The sequence below is a fragment of the Streptomyces sp. NPDC031265 genome, from assembly GCF_055570295.1.
This window is the reverse complement of sequence record NZ_JBVIHM010000007.1, coordinates 1-12884: the sequence shown is the minus strand read 5'-3', so window position 1 is coordinate 12884 and position 12884 is coordinate 1. Positions and strand designations below refer to the sequence as shown.

The following is a 12884-nucleotide window of genomic DNA, read 5'->3' as shown; positions in this document are numbered from 1 at the left end:
CGCCCCCGTGCCGGGGGATGAACCAGTGCACGCATCGGTCTGGGACCCGCAGACCGACGCCCGCCGCGAAGTCCCCCCGCCCCCTGGGGCGCCACCCAGTTGACCACCATCCTCGCGGGCCAGGCCGACCGCACCGCGAAAGAGATGACGGCTCTGGCCAACCGGGCCAGCCTGGACGGTGGCAGGCGGGAGGCGGTTGACATCTGCTGCCGTTATCTGGCCGGGCACCTTGACCGGCTCCGCTACTACACCGCGCTCGCAGGCGGCTGGCCGATCGCCACCGGTGCCGTTGAGGGCGCCTGCCGTCATCTGATCGGCGGCCCTCTCGACATCACTCGCGCCCGCTGGGGACTCACCGGCGCCGAAGCGATTGTGTCTTGATCGAAAACGGCGACCTCGACACCTACTGGCGGCATCACACCCGCGGGAGCACGAACGCCTCTACCCAGCCCCTGATCAACGGGACTACGGCCGCACGGCTGAACAGGAGATACGGGATCTCCTGTCCCGAACCTCCCCGCAATACGCGGCGGGGGCGGTGTCAACCAGATCGGGGTGCTCACCCCGGCCGCGACGCGCACGCAGCGCATGGCCCTGCGCTGGCTGACCCGGCGCCCCGCCCAGCGCATCGCCCTGGGCACCGTCGCCGGATCGCTGCGGCTCGCCCCCGCGGCCGTCGCGCTCGTCAGTCTGGTCGTCGGCCTGTTCGCCATCCGCCGCGGAGTCCCGGTCGACGTCGCCCTGCCGGCGACGCTCCTCGCCCCGCTGCTCGCCGAACACCTGCCCGACCAGCTGGACAGCCGGGCCCGCGAACATGTCCGCATGGTCGAAGGCGACGTCGCCTGCCGCTACCTTCAGCGCCTCGCCGTCCTGAACACCTCCCTCGTCCAGGCCGCCGCCGGCAGCGACCGCTACGAACTGCGCCGCTCGGCCGAGGTCGGCCAGGGCTTGCTGTGGGATGCCGCAGGCCTCCTCCAGACCCAGGACAGCCGCTCGGCCTCAGCCGACCTCATCGCCCGCGAACGGCTGATGCTCCAACTCGCCGACCAGGTCGCTCAGATCCTCAAGCGCAGCGAAGAGGACGGCACAGCCGACGCGAACCAGGCCTCCGACCCCGGCCGCCCCCTGGGCCCGTACCCGCCTGGCCGCCGCCCGACAACCCATCCGGCAGTTCGCCACGCACCGAACCCACCGCTGCAGAAGGGAACCCTCCCCATGTCCCAGCCCGAACCCGCCCCGGCCATCCCCACGGACGTCTACCTCCTGTTCGCGCACGAGCCCTACTACCCGGCCCCCGCCCAAGAGATCAACACCACCGTCCTGGCCGCAGCCTCCCTGCTGCACCCCCGCGTACGGCAGCCCGACGGCGCCCGCATCCACGGCCGCCTCGTCCACGGCCGCCAGCCCGGCGAGATCGTGCCGCTGTCCACGCTCACCCACGAACTCGACGGAGGCACGCGCTGGCCGGAGGTCGGCGACTGGGAAGCAGCCACCGAAGACCTGCTGCAGCTCATCCGCGACCATGACTGCGACGCCCTCAGCCTGGGCCTGCCGGAAATCGCCCGGGCCCTGCTGTGCGTCGGCCCGCACAGCGAGGTCCGCACCGTCGACCCCACGTCCGGGGCACATCGGGCGTACGGGCCCGCCCACCGGATCGGGATCCTTGTCGAGGTCGGCCGACACCTGGCCTGGGCGGAAAAAGGATCTCCCCTGTGGCCCGGTGACGGCTTGCTTTCCCCGGTCAACTCCGTTGATGGCAACTGACGTTCGGCTAGGAAGCGTACGAAGTCTGGGCAGAGCCGCAATCCCGTTCACCCCTTTGCGACCGACGGCGGGACGCCTGCCGAACACGCCCGCCTGCGCGCCCGAGTGGTCACCCCCTCGGGGACTCCTCCGAACTCTCCGAGCCAACTGCGCTGTGCACAGGGAAATGCCCGTTGGTGGCGTGTTATCGCTCTGTTAAGGGGTGGTGCCAGCATCGTCCGCGTCGGCCACGAAGGTGCGACTCGCTCCAGCGGTCAGCTGCCGGAAGGCTGCGGCAGTCGGCTGGCAATTCAGCTCCACGGACGAGAAAAGAGACTGGCGTGAAGAAGATTTCCTTTGGACGCGTAGCCAAGGTCGCCGTTCCGGCAGCCGCCGCGCTGGCGCTGGTGACGGCCGGAGACGCGACCGCCGCGACGGAGTACACGGGCCATGTGACCGCGAGCTACGGCAACGCCACGCTGATGACGTACGCCACCAACTCGAACCTGGGCCTGCAGACCCTGGTGGCCGACACCGCGGCCGACAGCCACTCGGTCCAGCTGAACTGGACGGTGCACATCCCCGGCGGCGAGCAGGTCGCCGACGACTCCTTCGAGATGGGGGCGGGCAGCGGCAGTGGCCAGGGCAGGACGTTCTGGTACTCGCCGTCCACCCTGAAGGGCAACACGACGGGGTACATCGAGTACAACATCTGCAAGTACTCGGGCGGGTTCAACAGCTCGTGCACCCAGACGTACTCGGTCCGGTTCGACATCAGCTGACAGCGGCCCGGCCGGCGATCCGGCACGGGGCCGGAGCCGCTGTTCCCCGTGCCGGCGCACGCCGCACGTGGGCAGCGGAGCTCCGATCTCCTGGTGGGGGCGGTTCACAGGCGAAAGCCGGATGAACGAGAGGGCCAGTTGGACAATGCTGTGGGGGTGCCTCCCCGGGAGCGGAGAGGTCTCGATCACCGCGGCAGCCCAGCCATGCGGCACTCGCGGGCTCGTCGCTGGCGTCGCGTGCATAGTGGAGGGCCGCGTCGGCGGCCGGGCTACCAGCGGCACCCAGGTCCCTCGGATGAAGCCTCGGACACGCCTAGGGCCTGTCCGGCGGATCATGTGACTTCCTCGCTCCGAGCTCGTTGACGTGTCCATGGGGCGGGGAGATCTCACGAACGAGGAATGGGCCCGGCTGAAGCCACATCTGCCGAAGTCCGGCAAGCGGGGAGGCCGTTGGGCGGGCCATCGAAGGATCATCAACGGGATCTTGTACCGGAACCGTACGGGGGTACCCTGGCGGGATCTGCCTGCGCGTTTCGGCAAGTGGAAGACCGTGTACGAGCGCCACAGACGCTGGTCCGCGGACGGCACGTGGGACAGGCTCTTCGCGGCCGTCCTGGCCGACGCCGACGCGGAAGGCCGCATCGACTGGTCGATGGTGAGCGTGGACTCCACCTCCTGCCGGGCCCACCAGCACGCCGCCGGAGCCCGCAAGAAACGCCCGCGAGTGCCGGGAAAAGAGCAACGCCCCGGCAGCACCGCCCCGACGAGGGACTCGGACGCTCTCGGGGCGGCCTCACCTGCAAGATCCACCTTGCCGGGGAAGGCGGACGGCGTCCCCTGGCCCTGCTCATCACGCCAGGCCAGTGGGGCGACGCTCCACAGTTCATCCCCGTCATGGACCGCATCCGAGTCGCTCGCCTCGATGGCGGACGCCCGCGCACCCGGCCGGACCATCTCGGAGGCGACAAGGCGTATTCCTCGCGCCGCAACCGCCGCTACCTGCGACGACGCCAGATCAAGCACACCATCCCCGAACCGAAGAACCAGCGCGCCAACCGCCAGAGCCGGGGCAACAGGGGCGGCCGGCCCGCCAGCTTCGACAAGACAATTTACAAGCGCAGGAACGAAGTGGAGCGGACGATCAACGCTCTCAAGAACTTCCGGGCCGTGGCCACCAGGTTCGACAAGCGCGCCTATGTCTTCCACGGCACCATCACTCTGGCCTCGATCCGCCTGTGGCTCAGGCCGTGATCAGGCAGATAAAGCGGTGGTCGTCCGCCCAGCTAGCCTGACACGATCTGGGTGTGACCACGTTGTTCCTGATGGTCGGCCTGCCCGGGGCCGGAAAGACCACGCGAGCTCGACAGCTCGCCGAAGAGCACGGCGCGCTGCGCCTGACGCCCGACGACTGGATGATTCCCCTGTTCGGAACGGCAGAGGCGGACGGGAAGCGCGACGTGCTGGAAGGGCGCATGCTCTGGCTCGCCTTGGAGGCGGTCAGGCTGGGCACCAACGTTGTCGTGGACTACGGCTGTTGGTCCCGGGGCGAACGGTCCGCGATCCGCTGGTTGGTGGAGGCCGAGGGCGCGCGCTTCTGCATGGTCTACCTGCCGGTAAACGGTGAGACACAACGCGCCCGGATCGCCCATCGCTGGACCGCCGCCCCCGAGGAGACGCTCCCGATGACCGAGGCCGACATCCTGCACGGACGGGCGCACTTCGAGGAACCCGACGCGGCGGAGCTGGGAGGACGCGGGGCCGAAAGCCCACCCCCCGGCTGGGCGAACTGGCGAGAGTGGGCCGCCAACCGATGGCCGTCTTTCGCGTGACTGTTTCGGTCCAACACGGGGTGACGCGGCTCTGGGGCAGGATCTTCGGTCAGCAATGGGTGCGCCCTGAAAACTCGACAACACAGCCGCGCCGGGCGCACTCGCGCCAGCCCATAGAGATCCGCCGGACAGGCCCTAGGCACCGCGGAGCCTGCCGGGCAGGTCCGTGTCCTACACCACGACGTGTGTCACAGCCGCCGCCCGGAGCTGACGGTGCTGCGTGAGCGCTGGTTGTGTGCGCTCCCCTCGGATCACTGGCAGATCACCCGCGCGGCACAACGCCTGCCGCATCGCATGCCCAGCTTGCCCGGCACTGCAGGGCAAGCCGCGCGGTAGAGACGGGTACGAAACTGGGCGCGATGCGGTCGGCCTACCACGCCGACCGCATCGAGGAATACCGCAACCCCACCGTCCCTCCCGGCCAGTCGACGGACGAGCCGGCTGCTGCTGCGCCCAGCCTGCTGCCATGGACAGCCCAGCCCAAGAGACCTGCGCCCCGCCATCTGCTGGAGCAGCTGCGGGCGGAGGCCCGGGCAGGGGCGCAGCGCCATGCCAAGAGCCACCGCGGCTGAGCCACCGGCCCCGGCGAGCCGGGGCCTGCCTCAGCGGCTGGAACGACTTGCTTGTGCCGGTGGCCGGTGTCAGCGGTGCTTTCAGCCGGTGGGATTCGTCTGCTCTGTGGGAGTACACCGCGGTGAGCAGTACTGCGGCGGATAGGCCGGAGCTTCCACGTGCGGGGAGAAAGGTGCGGTGCCGCAGGCCGGGCAGCCGTCGGCTTCCTTCTGCAGACGGCGGGCCTCATCGCGCGCGATCCGTCTCAAGCCGCACTCGTTCGCGGCCGATGGCATGGCGCACGGCCAGAGCCTCGGCTTCATCCCAGAAGATCTCCTCGATGTCGTCCTCGTCTTCGAAGAGTGTGCGCAGCAGGGCGTCGATGATGTCCGTGCTGCTGCCTTGGGCGACTGCGGCTTTGACGAGAAGTGCAGCGTTGCGATGGCCTCCCACGCGTTCGGGATCTGCGTCGTGGGCGTCACGGTGGGCCTGGGCCCACCACGCGGTCATTTGAAGCAGGGTGGCGGTGTCACAGGTGGCGAGGTGTCTGTAGCAGCGGTCGATGCTGCTGTAGATGATCGGCGGCTGGGTGCAGTGCGGTGTGGGGCACAGGGGCACCGTCCAGTCCTCCAGCAGGCCGATCTGGAGGCGTACGGGGTCGGACCAGCGGCTGGCCGGCGTGACCACCATGAACTGGCGGCTGACCAATTCCACGGCCAGCCGCATGCCGATCCCCTCGCGGGACAGAGCGCCCGCCAGGAAGAGCACCGTGCCGGTCGGGATCGCACGGCCGAGGACGACTGGCCGTGCGAGTCCGTGTGAATGTGTGATTTTGTGTCAGCGGGGTGGGCGTCAGCCGGATCGGACTGTGTGTAGTCGGCTGAGCTGGCTGCTTGCTGTGCTGGGGGTGCTGATCTTGGGTGTCACCGGGTGACTAAATAGCTGTCATGGTCTGCGAGTTGCATGTAGCACACCTGGTGGACGGCTGACGTGGAGATGCCCATTCCTGTGCACGGCGCCCGGGTGCGGGGTGTGCTGGTGGTATGACTGCTCCGCGTTCATCACCCGCTACCGCCACCCCGGTCCTGGGGGAGGGGAAGGGATCGCCGTCTGCCGCTTCCCCGGCGTTGACGCTGGCCTCGCCTGTGCAGGATCGGGCGTTGGTCCGGCAGGTGGTGGTGCGGCGTCTGCTGTCCCTTCGTGAGGCGGGCACGTTGGAGACGGTGCATGTGCGGATCGCTGCCGATACAGCCGGGGTGCATGTCCGGACGGTGTGGCATTGGCTGGCCCAGGCGAAGAGCGCGGGACGGGTGGTGGGATCCCGACGGCGTGCGGCTTTCACGGTCACGGACGAGTTGTGGGCCCGTTTGTCGGATCTGGGCGGGAACGTCAAGGCTCTCCATCGCTGGATGCAGGAGCAGGCCGCAGCCGGGGCGCCGGGGCTGGATTCGCCCCGCGCGGTGCGTCTTCCGGCGCTGACGACGCTGCATGACGCGGTACGCCGGGAGAAACGAGCCGGCCGCGCCCTGGAGATCTCCCGCCCTGCTTATGCCCGCCGGGACCCGGAGGGTTATGACCGTGCGCTGGCCGAGCTTGCCCTGCCGGGCACGGTTGATGAGACAGGTCAGCCCACCGCACCCGCCGCCGAGACCAGAGCTGGCGACCGCGACGGTTCCCCGGATCAGCCAAGCCCGCCGCCGTTCGGCCACGGGGTACGCCTCTACGCCCCGGGCGCGCTCGTCGTGTCCACCCGCCAGCTCGGCGAGGTCACCGAAGCACTCGCTCACACCGTCGCCGCACGAGGTGTGCTGTGCGTGTACGGGGACACCGGGCACGGCAAGACGGTCGCCATCGACCAGGCCCTGCGCCAGCTGCCGCGCCGCGTTCCGGTGCACCGCGCGCTGGTCGCGGTGAAGCCAGCCCTGCCGCAGCTGCGTGCCGCGCTGCTGACCGCGTTCGGCTTGCCCGCCACGGCGTTGACGAACCGGACCGACGCCACTGACCGGGCTCTTCTGGACGCGCTGCAGATACCGGGCGTGCTGGTCATTGATGATGTCCAGCGGATTGCCGCCCCGGAGCCGGACTACCTGCGCCTGCTTATCGACGCTCCCACCACCAAGACGTCCCTCGTGCTGTGCGGGGCCGGTGCCGAGCGCACCCTGGCCCGGGCTCCCGCGCTGGCTTCCCGCATCCTCACCTGGCAGCACATGCCACGCCTCGACACCGCTCAAGTCCCCACCGTGCTGCGCCTGTTCCACCCGCTGTGGGACACCGCCACGGACACCGACCTGCTTCACGCGGACGAGACATGCACCCGCGGGAACTTCCATACCTGGGCGAAGATCACCTCGCACGCGTACGCGGCCCTGGCCCGCACTCCCCAGCCCCTGGTGGATCACGCGCTGCTCACCCGGGCCTGCTCCCGTCTGGGCCCCACCCTGTGACCGAACCCCCTTCCAGGGCAGGCATTCCATGAACGCGACCACTCCCGGTACCGCAGCCGTCCCCGAGCCCTCGCCCCCCTTGACCGAACCGGCCTTGGACGCCGTGTCGTTGACCGCCTTGCGGGCCCCGGCGGTGCGCCGTCTGCTCGCTTTGCGCGCGGCACGCCGGCTCACCCGCGCCCACGTGCACACCACAGCCCAGTGCCTGAACGTCTCCGACCGCACGGTGTGGCGCTGGCTCGCCGACGCCACCACGACACCCACCTCCGCCGCCCGCCCGGGAGCGCGCCGTGCCGACCGGTTCGAGATCACCGACGAGATCCGGGTGCTGCTGGCGTACTGGCACGGCAATGCTTCCGCGGTCCACCGCGAGCTCGTCGCCCGAGCCCGCAAGGCCCCTCCGCCCGAGCCCGCCACCGAGGCTCCGCTTGCGACGTCGGGGCTGAGCCTCCCAGCTGCTCCGGCGGCTCTGCCCGGTGGGGCGCCGCCGTCGGCGGTGCCGTTGCTGGATCCGGTTCCGTCGCTGGCGACGTTTCTACGGGCGATGCGCCGGGATCTGACAGCGGGGGAGCGGGCCGGCTACCGCCACGGCCCACAAGCGGCCCGTGCGCTGGATGTGTTCGCCAAGCGCCCCCGCATGTGGCGCAACCACACCTGGGAGGCCGATCACGTCCAGGCCCCGCTACAAGTGGAGGCGGACGGCGACTTCGTGGCCCCGTACGTCACGTGGTTCATCGACTGCGCGACCAAGGCCATCACCGGCCTCGCCGTCACCCCCAGTACCCCGAGCCGCGCCTCGGTCCTGACCGCGCTGCGCTCCGCCGTCCTGCGCACCAGCCCGTACGGCCCCTTCGGCGGCCTGCCCGAACACGTCAGGTTCGACCGCGGCCGCGACTTCCTCTCCCGCACCGTCACCACCGCGCTGACCGCGCTGAACGCGGACATCACCATCCTGCCGCCCCACAGTCCCCACCTGAAAGGCAGCATCGAGAACCTCAACCTCAGCGTCTCCCGCATGCTGTTCACGGCCCTGCCCGGCTACGCCCCCAAGAAGCCCCGCCGCCGTCCCGACCGCGAGCCTGAGACGGCCTTGCCCCTGCCGTTCGAGGCGTTCACCGAGCACCTGCTGGCCTGGGCACAGTGGTGGAACACCGAGCACCGCCCCGCCGAACTGCACGGCGCCACCCCGCTTCAGGCGTGGCAGGCCGATCCGACCCCGCTCAACGACGTCCCGCCCGAGGATGTGTGGTCGTTCACGCTGGAGGACGACGGCCGCACCCGCACCATCACCAGCCACGGCGTGCGCTTCCGTAACCGCGACTACATCGCCGACTGGATGACCGGCCAGGCCGGCCGTGAGGTCACCGTCCGCTTCATGCCCCACCACACTCACGAGATCGAGATCTGCGACCTGCACGGCCGCCGCCTGTGCACCGCTCACCTCGCCGACAGGCCACCGACGAACAACGCGCCGCGCTGCGCCACGCACGCACCCGGCGCGCCCGCCGCCTGCGGGCCGAGGCGAAATCCGCCGAGCAACTGCGCCACACCCGCTTCGCCCCCACAACCGAACCAGCCCAGGCGCGCCGCCTGGACACGGTCACCGCCACCGAGGCCGCCCGGGAACTGGCCCACCACCACGAAGGCGACCTCGCCCAGCTGGCGCTGCCCGACCTGATCCCGCCCGCACCGCCCCCGGCCGACTGGGCCATTTCCGACGCCCTCAAGGCCCGCACCCGGCCCGCCACCCCGGCACCCGGCCCAGCCTGCGAGGAGGACACCCTGTGACCCGCCAGCTCCCGCCCGCCCCCACCGACCAGTACGTCACCCTGCCCGAGGCCCGCCTGGTCAGCACCCGCGCGCTGCTCACCGCCCGGGAGAACCTCGCCGACACCATCACCGCCCGCGCGATGATGTGCGTCCACGGCGGCGCCGGCTTCGGCAAGACCATGGCCGTCACCAGCTGCCTGCGCGCCCTCGAACCCGACGAGGACATCCGCCGCATCACCTTCCACGCCCGCGCCACCACCCGCGCGGTGCGCCACGAACTGCACGCCGCCCTCGAACTGCCCGGCCCACCCCCGCGCTACGCCAGCGAGTTCGACCACCTCCTCAAAAACGCGCTGGCCACCCATCCGCGCACGCTCGTCCTGGACGAAGCCCAGTGGCTCCAAAGCGACCAGCTGGAATACGTCCGATACCTCTGGGATGACCCCTACACCCAGCTCGCCGTCATCTTCGTCGGCGGCGAGGGCTGCCATCACACGCTGCGCAGGGAGCCGATGCTCTCCTCCCGGATCTTCATCTGGCAGCACTTCACCCGCCTCACCCCCGACGAAGTCCTCCAGACGATTCCGCTCTACCACCCCATCTGGGCCGCCGCCGACCCCGACGACATCACCTTCGCCGACAGCCGCGCCGCCCACGGCAACTTCCGCAACTGGGCCCGCCTGACCGCCCACACCCACACCGCCCTGGAACGCACCGGCCGCTCCCGCGTCGATCAAGAAGTACTCCGCTGGGCCTTCAGCCGCCTCGGCTCGGGCACATAGCCCCTCCACCACCCCGCGCCGCCCCGACGCGCACCGTCTGCTCATGCCAAGCCACCGGATCACGACTTCTGTCCCCTCGGCCTCTTCCTGCGCGGGAGGATAGGCCTGCCCGTTTCCGTCGTCTGCCGAGGAACCTGCTCCATGCCACCCACCGCTGAGCCCGCGGCCACGACTCCTGCTCCCGCTCCCCGGACTGCGGTCCCTCGCCGGGTACTGCGCTCTGATCAGCAGCAGGCGGTGGACAGCGGGGCCCGCCACCTGAGGAAGCCCGGGAGCCGTGGGCACCTGGTGTCGGCGTGTGGGACGGGCAAGACGTTGATCGCGCTGCGTACCGCCGAGGCCCTGGACGCCGCCCACCTCCTGATCGCCGTTCCTTCGTTGGATTTGATCGGCCAGTGGGCGGCTGCGGCCCGCGCGGATGGGCGGCGTGAGCCGTTGATGGCGGTGTCCTCGCTGCGGGCGGAGAAGCATCCGCTGCTGGCGGCGGCGGGAGCGGTGAGTACGAACTCGGGGGAGTACCTGGCGTACTGGCTGGGCCGGCACAAGAGGGCGACGGTGTTCGTCACGCTCGACTCGCTGCCCCGGATCGAGGAGAGCCTGCGCTCCCCGTTCGCCGCTCCCGTCTTCGATCTGCTGATCGTGGACGAAGCGCACCGGACGGCAGGGCCCTGGAACAAGCAGTGGACCATGATCCACGACCAGGCCCGCATCCGGGCCCAGCGGCGCCTGTATCTGACCGCAACCCCGTATGAGTGGGAGGCCCCGCGCCTGACCGAGGTCCCCGACGAGCACCCGCAGCCCAAGCGCACCGCAGCCACGGCTCCTGCGTGGGAGGCCCCCTCGCTGATCGCCTCCATGGACGACTCGACGACCTTCGGGAAGCGCCTGCACACGTACTCGCACGCGGATGCGATCGAGGACGGTGTCCTGGCCGACTACCAGCTGCTGATCCCCACGGTCACCGACACCGACCTGCGCACCGTCCTGACCAATCAGGACGACGCGCACGCTGGTTTCGCTCCCACCGCCCGGCGGACGACCGCGCTGCACCTGGCGGTCCTCAAGGCCATGACCGCCCACGACCTGCGCCATGTGATCGTGTACTTCCAGCAGGTCGCGGACGCCGCCGACTTCGCCCGCCAGTTCCCCCACACCCTGCGCACCCTCCCCACCGAGCAGCGCCCCGACTGGGCTGACGATCTGGTCGTGCAATCGATCAACGGCACCCACACCCCCCACCAGCGCACCAAGATCCTGGCCCGCTTCGAACAAGCCGACCGCGCCGTCATCACCAACGCCCAAGTCCTGGGCGAGGGAGTGGACCTGCCGGCCGTCGACGGCATCGTCTTCGCCGACCGCACCGCGAGTGTCCGCCGGATCGTCCAAGCCCTCGGCCGCGCCCTCCGTAAGCCCCCTGCTGTCGACCGCAAGACGGCGAGCCTGATCGTTCCCGGCTACCTCCCGCCCGAAGCGGACCCCACCGATCTCCTGGGCACTCCCTACGAAGCCCTCTGGCTCATCACCGCAGCGCTACGCCACCACGACCAGTCCATCACCGCCCGCGCCCCGCGCAAGAACACCAAGCACCGCCTCGACCGGGACGCCCACCGTCTGATCGCGCGCCGGTTCCGCTTCGACTTCACCCTCGACCCCGGCCACATCGCCCGCGCGATGGACCTCATCGCCTGGCCCGCCAGCGGCGCTGTCCTTTCCGAGCCCCGCCGCGCGGGCCTGGCCGCCGCCATCCGCTACCACGAAGAACACGGCCACCTGCGCGTGCCCACCGACTTCGAAGATGCCTACGGCTACCGCCTCGGCGCCTTCATCACCGGCCAGCGCACCGCCTACCACCAACAGGCCCTCGCCCCCGACTGGATCACCGAGCTCGAAGACCTCGGCATGATCTGGGACGACCACGAAGCCACCTGGCAGGCCAACCTGGCCACCCTCGAAGCCTTCCACATAGAACACGGCCACCTCGCCATCCCCACCACCGCCCCCGGCGGTCAGTTCCTCGTCGTCCAACGCGGCCTCGCCCGCAACAACGCCCTCCCCACCGACCGCGAAGCCCAGCTCACCGCGCTCGATCCCACCTGGACGCTGCCGCACGGACCGGACTGGCACCGCAAGTACCACCTGCTGCGCCACCACATCGAAACCGGCAACGACCCCACCACGCTGCACCGGGACACGGTGATCGACGGCGTGAAGGCCGGTAGTTGGCTGCACCGCCAGTTCACCACCTGGCCCCAACTCGACCCCGGCCAGCGTGATCTCCTCACCCGCCTCGGCTTGACCCCCGATCAAGTCCCGCTCCCGGCACCGAAGACCGCTTCCCCTGCAACCGGTCCGCGCCGCCGCCGTTCCTTCGAGCACAACGCGACGCTGCTGCGGGCCTTCGTGGAGCGGCACGGCCGTCCGCCCGGCGCCCGGGAAGGGATCGAGGCGGACGGCGTACGCGTCATGATCGGTCCGTGGTTGTGCAAGACGCGCACCAAATACCAGAACAGTCAACTCACCGAAGAACAAGGCCAGTTGATGCAAGAGATCCTCGGCGAGAACTGGACCGGGACCACCGATGCGGCCGGGGAAGGCCCCCCGGAACTCTCGAAGATCGGTTAGTTTTTTCTGCATCCAAAGAGCACAGGAACAGCGCCAGGTCCGCTACGATGGAAGCCTGAAGCGGGAGCGCCTCCATGACCTCGAGGAGCAGCAAACCAACGGTCTCTCACCGCCCAGACCGTGAGGGTGCCTCACCCCCGGCTCGCCGAGGCTCGACAGATGAGCCGTCAAGACCGTCACTAACTGCGCTTTCAGGAATCCGCGGAGCGGATTCCGTCAGGCCGGATCGCGGAGCGATCCGAGCCGCGGACAACGGAGTTGGCCGCACCGGCCACGGAGTGGCCGGCTAAGCCGCGCGGAGCGCGGCGCTCTTCCGTCGCGTAGCGACGGCGCGTCGTGTCTGCGGAGCAGACCGCGCGC

The 12884-nt window shown here is 70.0% G+C and carries 10 protein-coding genes and 1 pseudogene; 10 read left to right on the top strand and 1 reads right to left on the bottom strand.

Going from position 1 to position 12884, the window contains the following annotated elements; translation table 11 throughout:
- Positions 1-84: 84 nt before the first annotated feature.
- The 6 genes and pseudogenes from ACZ499_RS13215 to ACZ499_RS13190 all read left to right on the top strand — a co-directional run.
- Positions 85-481, top strand: a pseudogene (locus tag ACZ499_RS13215) (ISKra4 family transposase); the annotation flags it as partial.
- 74 nt (positions 482-555) lie between these two features.
- Positions 556-1764: a hypothetical protein gene (locus tag ACZ499_RS13210; RefSeq protein WP_468674587.1), complete on the top strand. Its 1209-nt coding sequence runs from the start codon at positions 556-558 to the stop codon at positions 1762-1764.
- 320 nt (positions 1765-2084) lie between these two features.
- Positions 2085-2525 carry a hypothetical protein gene (locus tag ACZ499_RS13205; protein WP_468674584.1) on the top strand — a complete coding sequence of 147 codons (441 nt, stop codon included), beginning with the start codon at positions 2085-2087 and terminating at the stop codon, positions 2523-2525.
- Positions 2526-2895: 370 nt separating this feature from the next.
- Positions 2896-3776 (top strand): IS5 family transposase gene (locus tag ACZ499_RS13200; RefSeq protein ID WP_468674582.1). Its coding sequence is split into 2 segments (ribosomal slippage): positions 2896-3259 and positions 3259-3776, totalling 882 coding nucleotides; the frame shifts between segments, so codons are not numbered across the junction.
- A 53-nt stretch (positions 3777-3829) separates the two neighbouring features.
- Positions 3830-4354: a P-loop nucleotide/nucleoside kinase family protein gene (locus ACZ499_RS13195; protein WP_468674580.1), complete on the top strand. Its 525-nt coding sequence runs from the start codon at positions 3830-3832 to the stop codon at positions 4352-4354.
- A 359-nt stretch (positions 4355-4713) separates the two neighbouring features.
- Complete coding sequence (locus tag ACZ499_RS13190) at positions 4714-4926, top strand: hypothetical protein (protein ID WP_468674579.1); 213 nt, start codon at positions 4714-4716, stop codon at positions 4924-4926.
- A gap of 226 nt (positions 4927-5152) precedes the next feature.
- Here the strand turns inward: ACZ499_RS13190 and ACZ499_RS13185 are convergent, their stop codons facing one another.
- Positions 5153-5632 (bottom strand): hypothetical protein, encoded by a 480-nt coding sequence (locus tag ACZ499_RS13185; protein WP_468674577.1) that lies wholly within the window; start codon positions 5630-5632, stop codon positions 5153-5155.
- 401 nt (positions 5633-6033) lie between these two features.
- Between ACZ499_RS13185 and ACZ499_RS13180 the strand changes: the two genes are divergently transcribed.
- The 4 genes from ACZ499_RS13180 (at position 6034) to ACZ499_RS13165 (ending at position 12524) form a co-directional block, all read left to right on the top strand.
- Positions 6034-7350: an AAA family ATPase gene (locus tag ACZ499_RS13180; RefSeq protein ID WP_468674576.1), complete on the top strand. Its 1317-nt coding sequence runs from the start codon at positions 6034-6036 to the stop codon at positions 7348-7350.
- Positions 7351-7453: 103 nt separating this feature from the next.
- On the top strand, positions 7454-9028 hold the full coding sequence (locus ACZ499_RS13175; protein ID WP_468674573.1) for a transposase: 1575 nt from the start codon (positions 7454-7456) through the stop codon (positions 9026-9028).
- Between the two features lie 106 nt (positions 9029-9134).
- Complete coding sequence (locus ACZ499_RS13170) at positions 9135-9902, top strand: AAA family ATPase (RefSeq protein ID WP_468674571.1); 768 nt, start codon at positions 9135-9137, stop codon at positions 9900-9902.
- A 141-nt stretch (positions 9903-10043) separates the two neighbouring features.
- Positions 10044-12524: a helicase associated domain-containing protein gene (locus ACZ499_RS13165; protein WP_468674569.1), complete on the top strand. Its 2481-nt coding sequence runs from the start codon at positions 10044-10046 to the stop codon at positions 12522-12524.
- The last annotated feature ends 360 nt before the right edge of the window (positions 12525-12884 follow it).